Consider the following 21,632-nt stretch of genomic DNA (forward strand, 5'->3'; position numbering starts at 1 on the left):
CCCGCCGCCCCCCGGGACGTCGTCGCGTCCGCCGCCCGGCTGACCGCGCGGGCGGCGCCCGGCAGCACCGTGACCGTGCGGGACGCCGGCGGCGCCGACCTCGGGTCGGCGGTGGTCGGCCCCGACGGAGCCGTCGTCGTCGACCTCGCCCCGGCAGCGCTCCACGGCGAGGTCCTCACGGCCGTCGCCGCCGTGCGCGGGGTCACCGGGCCGGGCGCGCCGGTCACGGTGGACGCCGTCGCTCCCGCCGCGCCGGTCCTGCGCCCGACGGACGGCCGCGCGCTCACCGGGACCGCCGAGCCGGGAGCCCTCCTGCGCGTCCGGCACGCGGACGGTGCGCTCGCCGGCACGGCGACGGCCGCCGCGGACGGCACGTGGTCGCTCGCCCTGACGCCGGTGGCGGCGCCGGGCGACCGCCTGGACGTCGAGGCCGAGGACGCCGCCGGCAACACGTCGACCGCGGTGCGCTGGCGCGTCGGGCTGCCCGGGATCACCGCCGCGGCCCTCGTCGCGGGCCGCGCCGGGTCCCTGGGCGCCGCCGGGTTCCAGCCGGGCGAGCTCGTCGGCGTGACGCTCGGGGGAGCCGACCTCGGGACGGTGCCGGCCGACGCCGAGGGGTCCGTCGCGGTCACCGCCACGGCGGCCGAGGTCCCGCCCGGCGGGTCGCTCCCGCTGGTGCTCCGGGGCGAGGTGTCCGGCGTCCTGACGGGCGACGTCGCGGTGACGGCGGCGGGCTCCGTCCCCGGGGCCGGCCCGGGGACCGGTCCCGGGGCCGGACCCGGCTCGGCACCCGGGCCGGGGACCGGGCCGGGGACCACGGCCGCGACGGCCGGCGACCCCGGCGCGCGCGCCACGCGGCCGTCCGCCGGCCTCGCCGCGACGGGCACGGCGGTGCTGGCGGCGGCCGCCCTCGCCGGTGCGGCCGGGGCGGCGGGCGCAGCGCTGGTCGTCTGGTCCCGGCGCGGGCGGGCCTCCGCCCGTCGGCGCGTCGACCCCGCGGGCTGATCGCGGCGGCCGCGCCCGGGCCGACGGCCCCGCGCGGCGCGAGCGCCGGCGCCCGTGCCGGCGCTCGCGCCGGCGCCCGCGCGACCACGGGTGCGGCCGCCCCCGCACCTGTGCTTCGATGGGTAGACGAACTCGTCTACCCAGGGAGCGGACATGGCGGAGCAGCAGGCGCGGCGCGGCGGCGGCCTCGCGCGGACGGTGGGCCGGGTCGGCCTCGGGGCGGTGCTCGCCTTTGCCGGCACCAGCCATCTCACGTTCGCGCGCGAGGAGTTCCGGGCGCAGGTCCCGCCGTGGGTGCCGCTGGACGAGGACCTGGTCGTCCTCGGCTCGGGCGTCGTCGAGATCGCGCTCGGCACCGCGCTCGCCGTGGCGCCCGCGCGGCACCGCACGACGGTCGGGTGGGCCGCGGCCGCGTTCTTCGTCGCGATCTTCCCGGGCAACGTGTCGCAGTACCTGACGCACACCGACGCCTTCGGGCTCGACTCCGACGCCAAGCGGCTCGCGCGGCTGCCGTTCCAGGGCGGGCTCGTCGCCTGGTCCCTGTGGTCGACGGGCGCGTGGCGCGAGTGGCGGGGCCGCCGCCGGGCCTGAGCGCGCTTTGGCGGCGGCGCGGCGCGGTGGCGTAGGCTTCGTGGGCCGGTGCGGCGAGCCATGCCCGCGCGCGCCGAAGCGTGCCGCCCCTCGGGGTAGAGCGGGGAACCGCCCGACCGGCCCGCCCCAGCGCCCACGCCGGGCACCCCGGCGCAGACGAATCCGAGCAGTTGGAGAGCACTGAAGTGAAGAGCGCCGTCGAGACCCTGGAGCCCACCAAGGTCAGGCTGACCGTCGAGGTTCCGTACGACGAGCTCAAGCCGAGCATCGATCACGCCTACGCCCACATCGCGGAGCAGGTGAACATCCCCGGCTTCCGCAAGGGCAAGGTCCCGCCGCGGATCATCGACCAGCGCGTGGGTCGCCCGGCGGTCATGGAGCACGCCGTCAACGAGGGCCTGTCCGGCTTCTACGCCGAGGCCGTCCGCGAGAACAAGCTGCGCCCGCTCGGCCAGCCCGAGGTCGACGTCACGAAGGTCCCGGGCCTCGTGGCCGGCGACACCGACGGCGACCTGGTGTTCACCGCCGAGGTCGAGGTCCGCCCGGAGATCGAGATCCCGTCGCTCGACGGCCTGTCCGTGACCGTGGACGACTCGGAGATCACCGACGAGGACGTCCAGGGCCGCCTGGACACCCTGCGCGAGCGGTTCGGCACCCTGGTCGGCGTCGACCGCCCGGCCGCCGACAAGGACTTCGCGGTGATCGACCTGGTCGCCAAGATCGACGGCGAGGAGGTCGACACGGTCTCCGGCGTCTCCTACCAGATCGGCTCGGGCAACATGCTCGAGGGCCTGGACGAGGCGCTGACCGGCCTGTCGGCCGGCGAGACCACGACGTTCTCGACCACGCTGGTCGGCGGCGAGCACGCCGGCGAGCAGGCCGAGGTCACCGTCACCGCGTCCTCCGTCAAGGAGCGCGAGCTGCCCGAGGCCGACGACGACTTCGCGCAGATGGCGTCGGAGTTCGACACGGTGGACGAGCTGCTGGCGGACCTGCGCGAGCAGGCCACCAAGATCAAGGCGCAGAACCAGGCCGTCCAGGCCCGCGACCTGCTCCTGGAGCAGCTGCTCGAGCAGCTCGAGATCCCGGTCCCCGCCGGCGCCGTCGAGGCCGAGGTGCACCGCCACCTCGAGTCCGAGGGCCGCCTGGAGGACGACGTGCACCGCGCGGAGGTGACGGAGCAGGCGCAGACCGCGCTGCGCAACCAGATCCTCCTGGACACCCTGGCCGAGAACCTCGAGGTCAAGGTCAACCAGGGCGAGCTCGTCGACTACCTCGTGAGCGCGTCCCGCCAGTACGGCATGGACCCGAACACGTTCATCCAGACCATCGACCAGCAGGGTCAGATCCCCGCGATGGTCGCCGAGGTCGCGCGCTCGAAGGCCCTCGCGGTCGCGCTGCGGCACGTCGCCGTCGTCGACGGCTCCGGTGCGGCGGTCGACCTGTCGGAGTACATCGGGACGGACGAGGAGGACGCGGCGCAGACCGCGCTCGAGGACGCCGCCACCGCGGCCGCCGAGGGCGACGAGGACGCGGCCGAGGCCACCGAGGCGCCCGCCGAGGACGCCAAGGCCTGAGCCCCGGCACCCGCTCGACGCGAGGGCCCCGCACCGGCGACGGTGCGGGGCCCTCGCGCGTCCGGGGGCGGGCGCACCCCCTGCGCCGACAGCGAAACGGGGCCCGACCGGGACTGATGCCGGGCGGGCCGGGCGTTAGGGTCGCTGACAAGCAACCAGTCCTGATCGAGGGAGCGTTCGTGAACGACCAGACGCCGGCCATCGCCCGGGCAGAGTCCGGGGGACTCGGCCTCAACGACTCCATCTACAACCGGCTCCTCAAGGAGCGGATCATCTGGCTGGGGTCGGAGGTCCGGGACGAGAACGCGAACGCCATCTGCGCCCAGATGATGCTGCTCGCGGCGGAGGACCCGGACAAGGACATCTTCCTGTACATCAACTCGCCCGGTGGCTCGATCACCGCGGGCATGGCGATCTACGACACCATGCAGTACATCCAGCCCGACGTCGCCACGGTGGCCATGGGCATGGCGGCCTCGATGGGGCAGTTCCTGCTCTCCTCGGGCGCCAAGGGCAAGCGCTACGCCACCCCGCACGCCCGCGTGATGATGCACCAGCCGTCCGGCGGCATCGGCGGCACGGCGACCGACGTGCGCATCAACGCCCAGCTGATCCTGCACATGAAGACGGTGCTCGCGGAGCTGATCGCCGAGCAGACCGGCAAGTCGGTCGAGCAGATCACGGCGGACTCGGACCGCGACCGCTGGTTCACCGCCCCCGAGGCCCTCGAGTACGGGTTCGTCGACAAGGTCGTCACCCACGCCGGCGCCGTCACCGGCGGCGGCGGCACCGCGGCCTGACCGACCCCCGCCGACCAGAACAGACCTCGTAAGGAGAACTCGTGAGCACCGAGTCGCAGTTCATCGCCCGCGCCGGGCGCCTCGCCGGCGGCTGGGGCGGCACCGCCGGGTCCGTCGCGACCTCGCCGTCGTCCCGCTACGTGCTGCCCCAGTTCGAGGAGCGCACCGCCTACGGCTTCAAGCGGCAGGACCCGTACACCAAGCTGTTCGAGGACCGGATCATCTTCCTCGGCGTGCAGGTGGACGACGCCTCCGCGGACGACATCATGGCCCAGCTGCTGGTCCTGGAGTCGACCGACCCCGACGGCGTCATCACGCTGTACATCAACTCGCCCGGTGGCTCGTTCACCGCGCTGACCGCGATCTACGACACGATGCAGTACATCAAGCCGCAGATCCAGACGGTGTGCCTGGGCCAGGCGGCCTCGGCCGCCGCGGTCCTGCTGGCCGCCGGCACCCCGGGCAAGCGCCTGGCGCTGCCGAACGCCCGCGTGCTGATCCACCAGCCCGCGATGGAGGGCGGCGGCTACGCCCAGGCGTCGGACATCGAGATCCACGCCAACGAGCTGATCCGGATGCGCGAGTGGCTCGAGGAGACCATCGCGCACCACACCGGCCAGCCGCTGGACAAGGTCCGCCAGGACATCGAGCGCGACAAGATCCTCACCGCCAAGCAGGCGCACGAGTACGGGATCGTCGACCAGGTGCTCGAGAGCCGCAAGGGCGCGATCGCGACCCGCGTCGAGCCGTGACGCGCGCGGGGGCCGGGCGTGGCGGACGGGGGAACCCGGCCGACACGCCCGGCCCCCGGTGCGTGGCGGGCTGACACCGGGCCCGCCGTGGTGTGCAATGGACCGATGGGCGGTCGGCCGCGGCCGGTCCGCCCGAGAGCGCAGTGACTCGCGACCGCCCGGTCGCACCGAGGGAAGGGGACGCACGTGGCTCGCATCGGGGACGGCGCCGACCTTCTCAAGTGCTCGTTCTGCGGCAAGTCGCAGAAGCAGGTCAAGAAGCTGATCGCGGGACCGGGCGTCTACATCTGCGACGAGTGCATCGAGCTCTGCAACGAGATCATGGAGGAGGAGCGGGCGGAGGCCACCGAGATCGGCATGGTGGAGCTGCCCAAGCCGAAGGAGATCTTCGCGTTCCTCGAGCAGTACATCGTCGGCCAGGAGCCCGCCAAGCGGTCGCTCGCGGTCGCCGTCTACAACCACTACAAGCGCATCCAGGCGGGCGAGGCGACCCCGTCGGTCGGCACCGCGCAGGCCGAGGACTCGGTCGAGATCGCGAAGTCGAACATCCTGCTGATCGGCCCCACCGGCTGCGGCAAGACGTACCTCGCCCAGACCCTCGCGCGGATGCTCAACGTCCCGTTCGCGATCGCGGACGCCACGGCCCTCACCGAGGCGGGCTACGTCGGCGAGGACGTCGAGAACATCCTGCTCAAGCTCATCCAGGCCGCCGACTTCGACGTGAAGAAGGCCGAGACCGGGATCATCTACATCGACGAGATCGACAAGATCGCCCGCAAGAGCGAGAACCCGTCGATCACGCGCGACGTGTCCGGCGAGGGCGTGCAGCAGGCGCTGCTCAAGATCATCGAGGGCACGACGGCCTCGGTGCCGCCGCAGGGCGGCCGCAAGCACCCGCACCAGGAGTTCATCCAGATCGACACGACGAACGTGCTGTTCATCGTGGCGGGCGCGTTCGCCGGCCTGGACGAGATCATCACCAGCCGCTCGGGCCGCAAGGGCATCGGCTTCGGCGCCCCGCTGCACAGCGCGGACGACAAGGACGTCTACGGCGACGTCATGCCGGAGGACCTGCTGAAGTTCGGGCTCATCCCCGAGTTCATCGGCCGCGTCCCGGTCATCACCACGGTGTCGCCGCTCGACCAGTCCGCGCTGGTGCGCATCCTCACCGAGCCGCGCAACGCCCTGGTCAAGCAGTACCAGCGGATGTTCGAGATCGACGGCGTCGAGCTCGAGTTCACGCAGGACGCCGTCGAGGCGATCGCCGACCAGGCGCTGCTGCGCGGCACCGGTGCCCGCGGCCTGCGGGCGATCATGGAGGAGGTCCTCCAGCAGGTGATGTTCGAGGTGCCCAGCCGCGACGACGTCGAGCGCGTCGTCGTCAACCGCGGCGTGGTGCTGGAGAACGTCAACCCGACGCTCGTCCCGCGGCAGGCGCCCGCCAAGCGCACGCCTCGCGAGAAGAGCGCCTGAGCGGTCCGCCCCGCCCCCTACGATCGGGGGCGTGACGACTCCTCCCGCCGGACCCCCGCCCGAGCTCGCGCGCCTGCGCGGCAGCATCGACAACATCGACGCCGCCCTGATCCACCTGCTCGCGGAGCGGTTCAAGGCGACCCAGCAGGTCGGCGTGCTCAAGGCCCGCCTCGGGCTGCCGGCGTCCGACCCGGGCCGCGAGGCGCAGCAGGTCGCGCGGCTGCGGGACCTCGCGCACGCCGCGGACCTGGACCCGGTGTTCGCCGAGAAGTTCCTCGCGTTCATCGTCGAGGAGGTCATCCGGCACCACGAGGAGATCGCCGCCGGCCCCGACGGGCAGCGCGCCGCCGCGACCGCCTCGGACGACCCGGTCACCGACTGACGGCGCCGCGTCCCGGGGCCCGGACCCGAACTCGCACCCCGCCGGGGTGGCGTCCTGCGACCGGCTGTCAGAGGGTGGGAGGGGTCAGGACCGGTCGGTCGGTGCGGCCCGGACAGGGCTCCGCCGGCACGACCCACGCAACCGGACCCTCGGAGGTCGCTCGTGGAACTGCACTGGCTCAAGCCCCTGCTCGGACGTCCCGCCCCGTTCGTGACGATCCATCTCGACGCCACCCGCGCCGACGCGTCGGGCGACGAGGAGGTCGCGGGGCGGTGGCGGGCCCTGCGCAGGGAGCTGGAGCGATCCGGGGCGTCGGCGACGGTGCTCGACGAGATCGAGGAGCGGGTCACCCGGCCGACCGGCGTGGCCGGCCCGCACGGGCGCGTGGTCGTCGCGGACGCCCAGGGCGTCGTGGTGGACCGCGTGCTCAAGGAGGCCCCCGCGCAGTCGACGGCGCACCTCGGCGACGTGCCGGTGCTGCTGCCGGCCGTCCGCGCCGCGGACCAGGCGACCCGGTTCCTGCTGGTCGAGGTCGACCGCCAGGGCGCGGACCTCACCTGGTCGGACGGCTCCGGCCTGCGCACGGCGCAGAAGGAGAGCGTCGAGGGCAGCCACGACGAGCTGCGCAAGGTCAAGGAGACCGGCGACGGCTGGAAGGCCCGGCGGGTGCAGATGCGCGCCGAGGACTCCTGGGAGCGCAACGCGGAGACGGTCGCGGCGGAGCTCGACCGCCAGGTGGTCGAGAAGAAGCCGGAGGTGGTGCTGGTCACCGGGGACGTGCGCGCGGTGTCGCTGCTGTGCCACGCGGTGGCCCCCCGCACGAAGGACCTGGTGGTCGAGGTCCCCGGCGGCTCCCGCGCCGACGGCGTCAAGCAGGACGTGTTCCACCAGCGGGTGGCGGAGGCGCTGGAGGCGTTCCGGCAGCGCCGGCGCGAGGAGACGCTCGCGCGGTACCGCGAGGAGCTGGGCCGCGGGGGAGCGGCGGTGACGTCCCTGGACGACGTCGTGACCGTGCTGCAGCGCGGCCAGGTCCGCGCGCTGGTGCTGCACGAGGACGTCACCCTGCCCGGCTCCGCGCTCGGGGACCGGCACCTGTGGGTCGGCCCGGACCCGCTGCAGATCGCGTCCAGCGAGGACGACCTGGCCGGCATCGGCGTGACGGAGGGGGCGCGGAGGATGCCCGCCGACGTGGCGCTGCTGCGCGCCGCGCTCGCCCAGGACGCCGGGCTCGCGATCGCGCTCGACGGCCAGGTCGAGGCCGTCGACGGGGTGGGCGCCCTGCTGCGCTACACCGACGGGTCGACGCCGAGCGAGGCGGTGCCGACGCAGTCGGCCGACCAGCGCCGGCTGCACGACGTGGTCTGACCCCGGCGACGTCCCGACAGTGGAAGGTCTGGCCCGACACGCGCACGGCGTGTCGGGCCAGACCTTCCACTGTCAGGGGTGGGGTCAGTGCTCCCGGGTGTCGACGTAGAGCTCCTCGACGTCGGCCGCGAAGTCCTTGAGCACCAGCGCGCGCTTCACCTTCAGGCTCGGGGTGAGGTAGCCGTTGGCCTCGGTGAAGTCCCCGTCCAGGACGCGGACCTTGCGGATCGACTCGGCGCGGGACACGGCCTCGTTGGCGCGCGCGGCGGCGCGGTCCAGGGCCGCCAGCACCTCGGGGTGCTTCCCGGCGGCGCGGACGTCCATGGGCGGCAGGCCGTGCATGGACAGCCAGCCCGGCAGCATGTCCGCGTCGAGGGTGACCAGCGCGCCGATGAACGGGCGGCCGTCGCCGACCACCACGACCTGGCTGACCAGCGGGTGGCCGCGGAACCGGTCCTCGAGCACCGCCGGCGCCACGTTCTTGCCGCCCGCGGTGACGATGAGCTCCTTCGCGCGGCCGGTGAGCCGCAGGTAGCCGTCGTCGTCCAGCTGGCCGATGTCGCCGGTCGCGAACCAGCCGTCGGCGTCCAGCACCTCGGCGGTCGCCTCGGGGTTGTCGTGGTACCCGCGGAACACGTGCGGGCCCTTCGCGAAGACGTTGCCGTCGTCGTCGACCCGCAGCGAGGTGCCCGGGTACGCGGGGCCGACGGTGCCGATCTTGATCAGGCCGGGTCGGTTCACGGCGGACGGCGCGGTGGTCTCGGTCAGGCCGTAGCCCTCCAGGACGACCAGGCCGAGGCCGCGGTAGTAGTGGCCCAGGCGCTCGCCGAGCGGGGCGCCGCCGGAGATCGCGTACCGGAGCGAGCCGCCCATCGCGTCCCGGAGCTTGCGCAGCACCAGCGACGACGCGAGGGCGTGCGCCGCCTTGAGCTGCGCGGACGGCCCGGAGGCGGTGTCGAGGGCGCGGGAGTAGGTGATCGACACCTTCGCCGCCCAGCGGAACAGCTTGAGCTTCGCGCCGTGGCCGGCCTTCTGCTCGGCGGAGTTGTACACCTTCTCGAACACCCGCGGCACGGCCAGGATGTACGTGGGCCGGAAGGACGCGAAGTCCGCGAGCAGGTTCCGGGTGTCCGGGGTGTGGCCGAGCGGGGAGCCCGCCTCGATCGCGACCATCTGGATGAACCGCGCGAACACGTGCGCGAGCGGCATGAACAGCAGGGTCCGGGAGCCCGGGGTGGCGCAGACCTCGGCGAGCGCGGCGACGCCGTTGCGGGCGTTGTCCACGAAGTTGCCGTGGCTCAGCTCGACGCCCTTGGGCCGGCCCGTGGTGCCGGAGGTGTAGATGATCGTCGCGAGGTCGGCGGCGGTGGCCAGGGACCGGCGGCGCTCGACCTCGGCGTCGGCGATCCCGGCGCCGGCGGCGACCAGGTCGGCGAGCCCGCCCTCGTCGATCACCACGACGTCGCGCACCGCGGGCACCGCCGCGCGCACCTGGCCGACGACCGCGGCGTGCGCGGCGGTCTCGACGACCACCAGCGAGGCGCCGGAGTTCGACAGGATCCACTCGACCTGCTCGGCCGAGGACGTCTCGTAGACCGGCACCCCCACGCCGCCGGCGAACCACACGGCGAAGTCGGTGAGCGTCCACTCGTACCGGGTGCGGGACATGATCGCGACGCGGTCGCCCGGCTCGAGCCCCCGCGCGACCAGGCCCTTGGCGAGCGCGGTGACCTCTCGCACGAACTCGGCGACGGTCACCGGCGCCCAGGAGCCGCCGAGGCCCGTGGACCGCTCGAAGATGACGCTGGACCCACCGCGCGCGAGCCGCTCCAGCAGCAGGCCGGGCACGGTGAGCGCGGGGTCGTGCGGGGCGGGCGTGTCGGCGCTGAACTCGCGCATCGGTGCTCCTGGTGCGGGGGTCGGGGGACCGGGGCGCCACCGCGCTGACGAGCGGCGTCGACCGTTCTCGTCATGCTATCGGCCGCCTGTGCACCCACCCGGGACCCGGGACGACAAGACCGGGCCGCCGGGATCGTGGGATCCCGACGACCCGGGCGGTCGTGCGCGGCGCGGCCCGTCAGGCCACGTCGGTGTGCGTCGGGTCGAGCACCCGCTGCAGGAACGTGCGGGTGCGCGCCTCGCGGGGCGCCCCGATCACCTCGTCCGCGGGGCCGTCCTCGACGATGACGCCGCCGTCCATGAACACCACGCGGTCGCCGACGTCGCGGGCGAACGCCATCTCGTGCGTCACCACGATCATCGTCATGCCGCCGTCGGCCAGGTCCCGCATGACGCCGAGGACGTCGCCGACGAGCTCCGGGTCGAGGGCGGAGGTCGGCTCGTCGAACAGCATGAGCTGCGGGTCCATCGACAGCGCCCGGGCGATCGCGACCCGCTGCTGCTGCCCGCCGGACAGCTGCGCCGGGTGGGCGTCGGCGCGGTCCGCGAGGCCGACGCGCTCGAGGTTCGCGCGGGCGATCCGGTCCGCCTCCGCCGCGGAGCGCTTGAGGACGCCCCGCTGCGCCATCGTGCAGTTCTCCAGCACGGTCTTGTGCGCGAACAGGTTGAACTGCTGGAACACCATGCCGACGTGCGTGCGGACCTGGTCGATGTCGACGTCCGGGTCGGTCACGTCGACGCCCAGCACCTCGACGGTGCCGCCGGTCGGCTGTTCGAGCAGGTTGACGCAGCGCAGCAGGGTCGACTTGCCGGAGCCCGACGGGCCGATGACGCAGACGACCTCGCCGGCGTGCACGTCCAGGTCGATGCCGGTGAGCACCTCGCGCTCGCCGAACGCCTTGCGGAGCCCGGCGATGCGGACGACGGGGGCGCCGGTGGGTGCGGCGGCGGTCATGTGCGGCTCCTCGCGCCGGTGCGCTTCTCCAGGTACCGCGCGAGCTGGCCCAGGGGGAGCGTGATGAGCAGGTAGCAGGCGCCGATGACGAACAGCGGCGTCAGGCCGCCCTGCGCGCTGTTCAGCGCGTCGCGGCCGATCTTGGTCAGGTCGTACTGGCTGGTGGACAGGCCGAGGAGGAACACCAGCGAGGTGTCCTTGGTCAGCAGGATGAACTCGTTCGTCATCGGCGGGAGCACGATCCGGAACGCCTGCGGGACGACCACCTGGCGCAGCGTGCGGCCGTGCGACATGCCCAGCGACCGGGCGGCCTCGAGCTGCCCCGTCGGGACGGCCTGCAGGCCCGCGCGCAGCGTCTCGGCGATGTACGCGGCCGACACCAGGCCGAGCGCGAGCGCGGCCTTCAGGGTGACGGAGGGGATGTTCACGCCGAACGCGATCGGCACGGCGTAGCCGAACGAGATCACCACCAGCAGGGCGGGGATGCCGCGGAAGAACTCGATGTAGACGATCGCCAGCCACCGGTACAGCCCGACCGACGACAGCCGCATCAGCGCGAGCACCGTGCCCAGCGACAGGCCGACGGCGAACCCGGCGAACGTGTACTCGAGCGTCTTGAGGAACGCGGCCGGGATCAGCGCCGCGATGTCGCTCGCGGCCTGCGCGTTGAAGAAGTTGGTCCCGACGTTCTCCCAGTCGATCGCGAGCGCGACCGCCACCAGGACGACCACGAGCAGCGCGTACTGGGCGAGCCGGAACGCCCGCTGGCGCCGGCGCGGGCTCCACCGGCGCCGGGACGCGGGCAGCGTCCCGGGCGCCGGGGTGGACGTCGTCGTCACGTCAGCCGTCCGACGGGCTCGGCGACGCCGACGCGGTCTCCGAGGTCATCGGGGCGGTGCCGATGTACTGGGTGTACAGCTCGTCGTAGGTGCCGTCCTCGCGGATCCGCTCCAGGGTCGCGTTGATCTCGTCGAGCAGCGCGGTGTTGCCCTGCTTCACGCCCAGGCCGTACTGCTCGCCCGTGGAGAAGTTGGCGCTGACCTCGAAGCCCTCGGAGACGTACGGGCCGAGCACGGCGATGTCGTTGACGACCGCGTCGACCTGGCCGGTCTTGAGCGCCTGGATCTGCAGGCCGAGATCCTCGAACTGCACGGTCTGCAGGCCGTTGTCGGTCGCCCAGGTCTCGCCGGTCGTCGCCTGCTGCACGCCGACCGTCTTGCCCTCCAGCGCCTCGACGCTGTCGAGGTCCGAGCCCTCCGGGACCAGCAGGCCCTGGTCGGCGTCGAAGTACGGGTCCGAGAAGTCGATCTTCTCCTGGCGCTCCGGCGTGATGGTGATGCCGGAGGCGACGACGTCGCAGTTGTCCGTGTTGAGGTCCGCGCCGGACTGGATGCCCTCGAACGGCGTCACCTTGGTGGTGAGCGTGACGCCCAGGTCGGTGGCCACCTCGTTCACGATCGCGATGTCGAGGCCGACGACCTCGCCGTCCTCCTCGTACTCGAACGGCTCGTACGGCGGGTTGGTGCAGACCGTCAGCGTGCCGTCGCTGACGAGCTGGACGCCGCCCTCGGACGCGGCGGTGTCGTCGCCGCTCCCGCCGCAGGAGGCGAGCAGCAGCGCCGCCGCGACGGCGGCGGGCAGAGCGGCGAGGGTGCGGGTGCGCATGGGTGACTCCTCGTGGGGGACGGACGGCCGCACAACTATACATGGGCGAGGATACGTATGCATAACCCGCCGGGGTGGGACGAGAGTCCCAGGGTGCCACGACGCCGCGAGGGCGCACCCCCGGGTAGGGGTGCGCCCTCGCGAGCGGGTGCCGGGCGGCGGTCAGGCCGTCGGCTTCTGCTTCGGCTCCGGGGGGAGCAGCTCGGCGTCGCGGGCGACGACCGTCGCGTCCGGGGCGTCCGGCACCTCGACGACGTCGAGGTCGCCGGTGGCCCGGCCCGCGGCGCGGACGTCGCCCAGCGCCACCTGCACGCCCGGCAGCAGCGCGGCCGGCACCTCGAGGCGGGCCCGCAGGATCTCGGTCCGCATCGAGACCTTCGCCTCGGACTTCACCTTGCGCAGCGCGGCGAGCGCGGCGCCGGCGGCGGCGACCACGGCGGGGTCCCCGTCGCCCGCGGCCGCCCGCAGCGGCTCCGCGACCGGCCACGGCGCGCGGTGCACCGAGCCCTCGCGCCACCAGGACCAGACCTCCTCGGTGGCGAACGGCAGCACCGGGGCGAACAGCCGGAGCAGCACGTCGAGCGCCACGTTCAGCGCGGCGCGCGCCGAGGCGGTCTCGGGGGTGACGTCGGAGGCCTCCGCGCCGGCGCCGTACGCGCGGTCCTTCACCAGCTCCAGGTAGTCGTCGCAGAACGTCCAGAAGAACGTCTCGGTGAGCTCCAGGGCGCGGGTGTGGTCGTACGCCTCCAGGGCCGCGGTCGCGCGGTCGACGACGTCGGCCAGGCCCGCGAGCATCGCCCGGTCCAGCGGCACGGTGACCAGCGAGGCGTCGAGCGCGGACGCGCCCTGCGCGGCGGGGCCGAACGACAGCGCGAACTTCGACGCGTTGAGCACCTTGATCGCCAGGCGGCGGCCGATCTTCATCTGGCCGACCTCGAACGCCGCGTCCGTGCCGAGCCGCGCGGAGGCCGCCCAGTACCGGACCGCGTCCGAGCCGTGCTCCTCGAGCAGGCCCATCGGCGTGACGACGTTGCCCTTGGACTTCGACATCTTCTTGCGGTCGGGGTCCAGGATCCAGCCGGAGATCGCCGCGTCCCTCCACGGCAGGCTGCCGTGCTCCAGGTGCGAGCGCACGACCGTCGAGAACAGCCAGGTGCGGATGATGTCCTGGCCCTGCGGGCGCAGGTCCATCGGGAACACCCGCTCGAACAGGTCGGGGTCGGACCGCCAGCCGCCCGCGATCTGCGGGGACAGCGACGACGTCGCCCAGGTGTCCATGATGTCCGGGTCGCCGACGAAGCCGCCCGGGACCCCGCGCTGCTCGGCCGTGTAGCCGGCCGGGACGTCGGAGGACGGGTCGACCGGCAGCTGGTCCTCGGTGGGCAGGATCGGGTGGTCGTGGTCGACCTCGCCCTCGGCGGACACGGGGTACCAGACCGGGAACGGCACGCCGAAGAACCGCTGGCGCGACACGAGCCAGTCGCCGTTCAGGCCGCCGACCCAGTTCTCGTACCGCACCCGCATGAAGTCGGGGTGGAAGCCGAGCTCGGTGCCGCGCGCGAGGAGCTGCTCGCGGAGGTCGGCGTCGCGGCCGCCGTTGCGGATGTACCACTGGCGGGAGGTGACGATCTCGAGCGGCTTGTCGCCCTTCTCGAAGAAGTTGGCCTTGCGCTGGGTCGCCTGCGGCTCGCCGTCCAGGTCGCCCGACTCGCGCAGGCCGGCCACGACCGCCTCGCGCGCCGAGAACGTGGTCTTGCCGGCCAGCTCGCCGTACAGGGCGCGGCCGGCCTCGTCCGTGATCCAGTCCGGGGTGTCCCGCACCAGGCGGCCGTCGCGGCCGATGACCGAGCGGGTCGGCAGCTGCAGCTCGCGCCACCACTGCACGTCGGTCAGGTCGCCGAAGGTGCAGCACATCGCGATGCCCGCGCCCTTGTCCGGCTCGGCGGCCGGGTGGGCCAGCACCGGGACCTCGACGCCGAACAGCGGGCTGGTCACCGTGGTGCCGAACAGGTGCTGGTACCGCTCGTCGTCGGGGTGGGCGATGAGCGCGACGACGGCGGGCAGCAGCTCGGGGCGGGTGGTCTCGATGTAGACCGGGTCGGCGCCGTCGCGGTGGAAGGCCACCTTGTGGAACGCGCCCGGGTAGTCGCGGGCCTCGAGCTCGGCCTGCGCCACGGCGGTCTGGAACGTCACGTCCCAGAGGCCCGGCGCCTCGGCCTGGTACGCCTCGCCCCGGGCGAGGTTGCGCAGGAACGCCTGCTGGGCGACGGCGCGGGCCTCGCCGGAGATGGTCTGGTAGGTGCGCGACCAGTCGACCGACAGGCCGAGCCGGCGCCACAGGGCCTCGAACTGCTGCTCGTCCTCGACGGTCAGCCGCTCGCACAGCTCGACGAAGTTGCGCCGGCTGATCGGCACCTGGTCCGCGGCCTTGACGCTCTTGCCCTCGCCGCCGACGTGCGGCGGGGTGAAGTCGGGGTCGTACGGCAGCGACGGGTCGCAGCGCACGCCGAAGTAGTTCTGCACGCGGCGCTCGGTCGGCAGGCCGTTGTCGTCCCAGCCCATCGGGTAGAACACCTCGGCGCCGCGCATGCGGCGGTACCGGGCGACGACGTCGGTGTGCGTGTAGGAGAACACGTGGCCCACGTGCAGCGAGCCGGAGACGGTGGGCGGCGGGGTGTCGATGGAGTACACCTGCTCGCGGGTCTTCGACCGGTCGAACGCGTAGGTGCCCTGCTGGGTCCACGCGCCGTCCCAGCGGTCCTCGACGCCGTCGAGCGACACCCGGTCCGGTACCTCGCGCACCGCGCGTACGGCCGCGGCGGCGGTCGTCGGGGGTGCGGCGGGCGTGGCGGCGGGGGACAGGTCGGTCATGGGCACACATCTTCCCAGATGTCCGGGCCCGTCCCGACGCGGCGCCGGGTGGCCGGGACGCGAACGCCGGACGACGCCCCGGTGAACGGCCGCGGGCCGGCGCGGCGGCGGCGGGCGGGGTGTGTCACAGTGCCCGTCGGCCGCCCGGGACGTGGCGCGGCCGACGGGCGGGAGGAACACGTGGGCGAACCGGACGGGCTGCTGCGCTCGGGGCTGGCGCCTGCGCCCCGGACCCTGGCGGACGTGCTGGCGGCGACGGTCGCGGCGCACGGCGCCGCCCCGGCGGTCGACGACGGGACGACCGTGCTGACGTACGCCGAGCTCGACGCGGTGGTGCGGGTCGCGGCCGCGGAGCTCGCGGCCGAGGGGATCGGGCCCGGTTCGCGGGTCGGCGTGCGGGTGCCGTCCGGCACCGCGGAGCTCTACACGGCGATCCTGGCGGTGCTGGCCGCGGGCGCGGCGTACGTGCCGGTGGACGTGGACGACCCGGACGAGCGCGCGCGGACCGTGTTCGCGGAGGCCGCCGTCGACCGGGTGCTGGCGGAGGGCGACCTGCCCGCGCTCGTCGCGGCCGGGCGGCGGCGCGGGGCGGGCGCGGCTGCGGCGGTGCGCGGCCCGGGGCTCGGCGACGACGCCTGGATCATCTTCACCTCCGGGTCCACCGGCGCGCCCAAGGGCGTGGCCGTGACCCACCGGTCCGCGGCGGCGTTCGTCGACGCCGAGGCCCGGCTGTTCCTCGCCGGCGCGCCGCTGGGCCCCGGCGACCGGGTGCTCGCGGGGCTGTCGGTGGCGTTCGACGCGAGCTGCGAGGAGATGTGGCTCGCGTGGGCGCACGGCGCCTGCCTGGTGCCCGCGCCGCGGGCCCTCGTCCGCACCGGGATGGACCTCGGGCCGTGGCTGGTCGCGCAGGGGATCACCGTCATCTCGACGGTGCCGACGCTCGCGGGGCTGTGGCGGTCCGAGGAGCTGGCCGGCGTGCGGCTGCTGATCTTCGGCGGCGAGGCGTGCCCGCCCGAGCTCGCGGCCCGGCTGGTGACGCCCACCCGGGAGGTGTGGAACACCTACGGGCCGACCGAGGCGACCGTGGTGGCCTGCGCGGCGCGGATGACCGGCGAGGGACCGGTGCGGATCGGGCTGGCGCTCGACGGCTGGGACCTCGCGGTGGTCGGCGAGGACGGCGCCCCCGTCGCGGAGGGGGAGACCGGCGAGCTGATCATCGGCGGCGTCGGCCTGGCCCGGTACCTGGACCCGGCCAAGGACGCCCAGAAGTACGCCCCGGCGCCCGGGCTCGGCTGGGACCGCGCCTACCGCAGCGGCGACGTGGTCCGGCTGGACCGCGCGGGGCTGCTGTTCGTCGGCCGCGCGGACGACCAGGTCAAGATCGGCGGCCGGCGCATCGAGCTCGGCGAGGTCGAGGCGGCGCTGGGCGGGCTGCCGGGCGTCGCCGGCGCGGCCGTCGCGGTGCGCCGGACGCCCGCCGGGACCGCGGTGCTGGCCGGGTACCTGGTGCCGGCCGAGGGGACGACGCTCGACCTCGGGGACGCCCGGACCCGGCTGCGGGCGGTGCTGCCCGCGGCGCTGGTGCCGCTGCTCGGGGTCGCCGACGCGCTGCCGACCCGCGGGTCGGGCAAGGTCGACCGCGACGCGCTGCCGTGGCCGCTGCCCGGGGCCGGGGCGCCCGCGGGTGCGGCGGGCGGGGACGCGGGCGCCGGGCCCGCCGCGGGGCTCACCCCGACCGCGGCCTGGGTCGCCGAGCGGTGGACCGCCGCGCTGGGCGCGCCGGTCGCCGGCCCGGACGACGACTTCTTCGACGCCGGCGGCGGCAGCCTGGTCGCGGCGCAGCTGGTGTCCGCGCTGCGCGAGCGGTTCGGCACCGTGACCGTCGCCGACGTGTACGAGTACCCGCGGCTGGCCGACCTGGCCCGGCGGCTGGACGAGCTCGAGCCCGCGGCGCCCGCCGCGGAGCGGGTCGTCCCGCCGACGCCGCGGCGCGCGCAGGCCGTGCAGACGCTCCTCGGCGTGCCGCTGGCGGCGCTGGTCGGGCTGCGCTGGCTGACCTGGCTGCTGGCGGCCGAGCAGCTGCTCGCGGTCACCGGCCTGGTGCCCTGGCTGGCCCCGGTGCCCGCGTCGTGGTGGTGGCTCGCGGCGGGCTGGGTGCTGCTGATCAGCCCGCTCGGCCGGATGGGGTCCACGGTGCTGGTCGCGCGGACCCTGCTCCGCGGGCTGCGGCCGGGCCGGTACCCGCGCGGCGGGTCCGTGCACCTGCGGCTGTGGTTCGCCGAGAGCTGGGCGGCGGCCGCGGGTGCGGAGAACCTGTCCTGCGCGCCGTGGACCGCCGTGTACGCCCGCGCGCTGGGCGCGAAGGTCGGGGCCGACGTGGACCTGCACACCGCCCCGCCGGTCACCGGCCTGCTCACCCTCGGCGACCGGTGCGCCGTCGAGCCCGAGGTGGACCTGCGCGGCCACTGGCTGGACGGCGACGTGCTGCACGTCGGGCGCGTGCGGATCGACAAGCGCGCGACCGTCGGCACCCGCAGCACGCTCGCGCCGGGGGTCCGCATCGGGCAGGGCGCGCAGGTGGCCCCGGGCTCCGCGGTGCTGGCGGGCGTCGCGCCGGGCGAGCTGTGGGCGGGGTCGCCGGCGGCGTTCGTCGGTCCGGCCGCCGAGTCGTGGCCCGCGGGCCGGGCGCCGCGCGGGCGCCGGTGGGTGGCCGGGTACGGGGCGACGGCGGCGGTGCTCGCGGCGCTGCCGGTCGCCGCCGCGGTCGTCGGGCTCCTGGTGGTCGCGGCGGACCTGCGGGACGCCGGGTCCTGGGGTGGGGCGTGGGACGACGCCCTGCGGGCCGTGCCGCTCGCGGCGCTGGCGTCGTTCGCCGTGCTGGCGCTGGTGACGCTCGCGGGCGTCCGGCTGCTCGGGATCGGCGTCGCGGAGGGGTACCACCCGGTGCGCAGCCGGGTCGGCTGGCAGGTGTGGGCCACGCAGCGGCTGATGGACGACGCGCGCAGCACGCTGTACCCGCTCTACGCCAGCACGCTGACGCCGCTGTGGCTGCGGGCGCTCGGCGCGCGGGTCGGCCGGGACGTGGAGGCCTCGACCGTGCTGATGCTGCCCTCGCTCACCTCGGTGGGCGCCGGGTCGTTCCTGGCCGACGACACCCTGATCGGCTCCTACGAGCTCGGGCGCGGCTGGCTGCGGGTCGAGCGGGCGAAGGTCGGCAAGTACGCCTTCCTCGGCAACTCCGGGATGATCGCGCCCGGCCGGGCCGTGCCCAAGCGCGGGCTGGTCGCGGTGCTGTCCGGCGCGCCCGAGCGCGCCAAGCCGGGCACGTCCTGGCTGGGCTCGCCGCCGGAGCCGCTGCGCCGCACCCCGGGCGACGCGGACACCTCCCGCACCTTCGACCCGCCGCTGCGGCTGCGCGTCGCCCGGGCGCTGGTCGAGGCCTGCCGGCTGCTCGCTGTCGTCGTGGCGTTCGGGATCGGCGTCGCGGTGCTGCTGGTGCTCGGCGAGGTCGCGCACGCGCGCGGCCTGGGGGCGGCGGCGCTGCTGTCGCCGGTGGTGGTCGTGGGGGCCGCGGCGCTCGCCTGCGCCGTGGCCGTCGTCGCCAAGTGGGCGCTGGTCGGCAGGATCCGCGCGGGCGAGCACCCGCTGTGGAGCGGGTTCATCTGGCGCAACGAGCTCGCCGACGCCTTCCTCGAGGTGGTCGCCGTGCCGTGGCTCGGGCCGGCGACGGTCGGCTCGCCGGCGATGACCCTGTGGCTCCGGGCGCTCGGCTCCCGCGTCGGGCGCGGGGTGTGGTGCGAGACCTACTGGCTGCCCGAGGCGGACCTCGTGACCCTCGGGGACGGGGCGACGGTGAACCGCGGGTGCGTGCTCCAGACGCATCTGTTCCATGATCGGGTGATGAGCATCGACACCGTCCGCCTGGACGACGGCGCGAGCGTCGGCCCGCACGGCGTGGTCCTGCCCGCCGCGGCCCTCGGCGCGGGCGCCTCCGTGGGACCCGCCTCGCTCGTGCTGCGCGGCGAGACCATCCCGGCGGGCAGCCGCTGGACCGGCAACCCGGTCGCGCCGGTGACGGCGTGACCGGCGGCCCGGGCGCGCCCGCGTCGGCGGGGACGGCCGCCGGGGCCGCGGCGGGGGTCGACCCGTACCTGCCCGACCGCGGCCCCGGGGGGCTGCACGTCGCGCGGTACGACCTCGACCTGGACTACCGGGTCGCGACCAACCGGCTGGACGCGCGCGCCGTCGTGCACGCCACCGCCGCCGCCGACCTGGACCGGCTGGCGCTCGACCTCGTCGGCCTGCAGGTGTCCCGCGTGCTGGTGGACGGCCGCCGGCCCGGGCGGTTCGCGGTGCGGGACGGGCGGCTGGAGGTGCGGCTCGCCCGGCCGGTCGCGGCGGGGGACCCCGTCACCGTCGAGGTGCACTACGGCGGCAGCCCCGGCCCGCGCCGCGGACCGTGGGGCGAGGTCGGCTGGGAGGAGCTGACCGACGGCGTCATCGTGGCCGGCCAGCCCGACGGCGCCCCGTCCTGGTTTCCGTGCGACGACCGGCCGTGCGCCAAGGCCGCGTTCCGGATCGCCGTCACCACCGAGGTCGGCTACGCGGTGGTGTGCAACGGCGCGCTCGTCTCCCGCCGCCAGCGGTCCAGCCGGGTGCGCTGGGAGTTCGAGCAGCGCGAGCCGACCGCGCCCTACCTCGCGACCGTGCAGATCGGCCGGTACGAGCGGGCGGCCCTGGCGGCCGGGCCGGTGCCCCAGGACGTCGTCGCACCGCTGCGGCTGCGGGCGGCGCGCGCGCACGACTTCGCGCGCCAGCCCGCGATGATGGAGCTCTTCGTCGACCGGTTCGGGCCCTACCCGTTCGACCGGTACGACGTGGTGGTCACCGACGACCCGCTGGAGATCCCGCTCGAGGCGCACGGGCTCTCGGTGTTCGGCGCCAACCACGTCGACGGGCGCCGCGGCACCGAGCGGCTGGTCGCCCACGAGCTCGCGCACCAGTGGTTCGGCAACAGCCTCACCGCGGCGACCTGGCGGGACATCTGGCTGCACGAGGGGTTCGCCGCCTACGCGGAGTGGCTCTGGGAGGAGCACGCCGGCGGGCGGTCGGCGGACGCCCAGGCCCGGACCGTGCGCCAGCGGCTCGCGGGTCTGCCGCAGGACCTCGTCATCGGCGACCCCGGGCCCGACCTCATGTTCGACGACCGGCTCTACAAGCGCGGCGCCCTCACCCTGCACGCCCTGCGGACCGACCTGGGCGACGCGGCGTTCTTCGACGTGCTCCGCTCGTGGACGGCCCGGCACCGGCACGGCACGGTCACGACGGCCGCGTTCGCGGCGTGCATCGCGGACGTGGCGGGGACGGACGCAGGCCCGGTGCTGGCCGCGTGGGTGGGCGCGGCACCGCTCCCGCCGCTGCCGCGCCGGCGCTGACGCGCCCGCGGGCCGCCGCCGCCCGCCGAGGTCGAGGGTTTCCCCGTGTCGCGCCCGGTGAGACGCTCGACCTCGCCGGAAACGCTCGACCTCGGCGGTGGTGCGCGCGTCAGGGGAGGGGGATGGGGCGGTCGTCGAGCGCCGCGGGCGCGCTCGGCGGCAGCGGCGCGGCGAGCGCGGCGATGTAGTCGGCGCCGACGTCGAGGTCCGTCAGCCACCAGCGGGTGCCGGGCGCGGGCACGAGGGCCGCGGCGGCGACCGGGTCCACGACCCGCACCTCCGGGCGCCCGGCCGCGTCGGAGACCCGCAGCGCCCGCGGGTCGGCCGCGAGCCCCGTCCCCGCGGCCTTGAGCACCGCCTCGGTGCGCGCCCACGTGCGCAGCAGCCCGTGCGCCCCGGCGGCGGGCGGCTCCCCGGGCGCGAGCACGAGGCGCGCGAGGCCGCGGTCCCGGTCCCGCGGCCCCTCGCCGACCCGGCGCACGGGCTCGACGTCGACCCCGACGGGCCCGGCGTCGGACAGCGCGACGACGACCAGGTCGCCCCCGCGGCTCAGCGACAGGTGCGGCACCCGACCGCCGTCCGCGCGGACCGCCACGGGGACGCCGTGCGCCGCCGACCCGCAGCGCGGGCACCGGCGGCGGACGCGGACGGTCCCCGGGTCGACCCCGGTGGCCTCGGCGACCGCGAGCCGGGCGAGCAGCAGGGACGAGGCGACGCCGTCCCGGTCGCCGGGGGCCGCGCGATCGAGCCGCTCGCGCTCCTCGGCCGTGAGCCGCGGCACCACAGCGTCGGCGGGGACGACGTCGGCGCGGCGGACGCGGATCGGGGGCACGCCCCATCCTCCCGCGGGGAGCTCGGCCGT

At 75.3% G+C, this 21,632-nt stretch carries 16 protein-coding genes; 10 read left to right on the forward strand and 6 right to left on the reverse strand.

Annotated features, from left to right (window positions below; translation table 11 throughout):
• The 8 genes from MHY85_RS07070 to MHY85_RS07105 all read left to right on the forward strand — a co-directional run.
• A partial coding sequence (locus tag MHY85_RS07070) for an Ig-like domain-containing protein (RefSeq protein WP_239194772.1) occupies nt 1-1,005 on the forward strand: 1,005 nt, incomplete at its 5' end.
• 153 nt (nt 1,006-1,158) lie between these two features.
• Nucleotides 1,159-1,596 carry a hypothetical protein gene (locus MHY85_RS07075; protein WP_239194775.1) on the forward strand — a complete coding sequence of 146 codons (438 nt, stop codon included), beginning with the start codon at nt 1,159-1,161 and terminating at the stop codon, nt 1,594-1,596.
• Nucleotides 1,597-1,781: 185 nt separating this feature from the next.
• The gene (gene tig, locus MHY85_RS07080; protein ID WP_239194778.1) at nt 1,782-3,173 is read left to right on the forward strand and encodes a trigger factor; all 1,392 of its coding nucleotides are present in this window, start codon (nt 1,782-1,784) and stop codon (nt 3,171-3,173) included.
• A gap of 179 nt (nt 3,174-3,352) precedes the next feature.
• Nucleotides 3,353-3,973 (forward strand): ATP-dependent Clp protease proteolytic subunit, encoded by a 621-nt coding sequence (locus MHY85_RS07085; RefSeq protein WP_147796218.1) that lies wholly within the window; start codon nt 3,353-3,355, stop codon nt 3,971-3,973.
• Nucleotides 3,974-4,014: 41 nt separating this feature from the next.
• On the forward strand, nt 4,015-4,725 hold the full coding sequence (locus MHY85_RS07090) for an ATP-dependent Clp protease proteolytic subunit (protein WP_147796219.1): 711 nt from the start codon (nt 4,015-4,017) through the stop codon (nt 4,723-4,725).
• A gap of 186 nt (nt 4,726-4,911) precedes the next feature.
• Nucleotides 4,912-6,198: an ATP-dependent Clp protease ATP-binding subunit ClpX gene (gene clpX, locus MHY85_RS07095; protein WP_158373744.1), complete on the forward strand. Its 1,287-nt coding sequence runs from the start codon at nt 4,912-4,914 to the stop codon at nt 6,196-6,198.
• Nucleotides 6,199-6,229: 31 nt separating this feature from the next.
• Nucleotides 6,230-6,580, forward strand: coding sequence for a chorismate mutase (locus tag MHY85_RS07100; RefSeq protein WP_239194780.1), 351 nt, complete (start codon nt 6,230-6,232; stop codon nt 6,578-6,580).
• A gap of 162 nt (nt 6,581-6,742) precedes the next feature.
• Nucleotides 6,743-7,945, forward strand: coding sequence for a hypothetical protein (locus tag MHY85_RS07105; protein WP_239194783.1), 1,203 nt, complete (start codon nt 6,743-6,745; stop codon nt 7,943-7,945).
• A gap of 84 nt (nt 7,946-8,029) precedes the next feature.
• Here MHY85_RS07105 and MHY85_RS07110 read toward each other — a convergent pair whose 3' ends face one another.
• The 5 genes from MHY85_RS07110 to valS form a co-directional block, all read right to left on the reverse strand.
• Nucleotides 8,030-9,844: a long-chain fatty acid--CoA ligase gene (locus tag MHY85_RS07110; RefSeq protein ID WP_239194786.1), complete on the reverse strand. Its 1,815-nt coding sequence runs from the start codon at nt 9,842-9,844 to the stop codon at nt 8,030-8,032.
• Between the two features lie 178 nt (nt 9,845-10,022).
• On the reverse strand, nt 10,023-10,799 hold the full coding sequence (locus MHY85_RS07115; RefSeq protein WP_239194789.1) for an amino acid ABC transporter ATP-binding protein: 777 nt from the start codon (nt 10,797-10,799) through the stop codon (nt 10,023-10,025).
• Complete coding sequence (locus MHY85_RS07120; RefSeq protein WP_239194792.1) at nt 10,796-11,638, reverse strand: amino acid ABC transporter permease; 843 nt, start codon at nt 11,636-11,638, stop codon at nt 10,796-10,798. The genes MHY85_RS07115 and MHY85_RS07120 overlap by 4 nt, the downstream gene beginning before the upstream one ends.
• Nucleotide 11,639: 1 nt before the next feature.
• A complete protein-coding gene (locus MHY85_RS07125) occupies nt 11,640-12,464 on the reverse strand; it encodes an ABC transporter substrate-binding protein (RefSeq protein ID WP_239194795.1) in 825 nt (274 codons plus the stop codon).
• Nucleotides 12,465-12,626: 162 nt separating this feature from the next.
• Nucleotides 12,627-15,335 (reverse strand): valine--tRNA ligase, encoded by a 2,709-nt coding sequence (gene valS, locus MHY85_RS07130; protein WP_239194817.1) that lies wholly within the window; start codon nt 15,333-15,335, stop codon nt 12,627-12,629.
• Between the two features lie 180 nt (nt 15,336-15,515).
• Between valS and MHY85_RS07135 the strand changes: the two genes are divergently transcribed.
• On the forward strand, nt 15,516-19,418 hold the full coding sequence (locus tag MHY85_RS07135) for a Pls/PosA family non-ribosomal peptide synthetase (protein WP_239194819.1): 3,903 nt from the start codon (nt 15,516-15,518) through the stop codon (nt 19,416-19,418).
• A complete protein-coding gene (locus MHY85_RS07140; protein ID WP_239194822.1) occupies nt 19,415-20,770 on the forward strand; it encodes a M1 family metallopeptidase in 1,356 nt (451 codons plus the stop codon). Before MHY85_RS07135 ends, MHY85_RS07140 begins: the two co-directional genes overlap by 4 nt.
• A 109-nt stretch (nt 20,771-20,879) precedes the next feature.
• On the opposite strand, the gene MHY85_RS21780 is transcribed toward MHY85_RS07140, so the two are convergent.
• Nucleotides 20,880-21,602, reverse strand: a complete 723-nt coding sequence (locus tag MHY85_RS21780; protein WP_239194825.1) for a 4'-phosphopantetheinyl transferase superfamily protein — start codon at nt 21,600-21,602, stop codon at nt 20,880-20,882.
• Nucleotides 21,603-21,632: the final 30 nt, after the last annotated feature.

The sequence above is a fragment of the Cellulomonas sp. ACRRI genome, assembly GCF_022346185.1.
Taxonomy (GTDB): Bacteria; Actinomycetota; Actinomycetes; order Actinomycetales; family Cellulomonadaceae; genus Cellulomonas.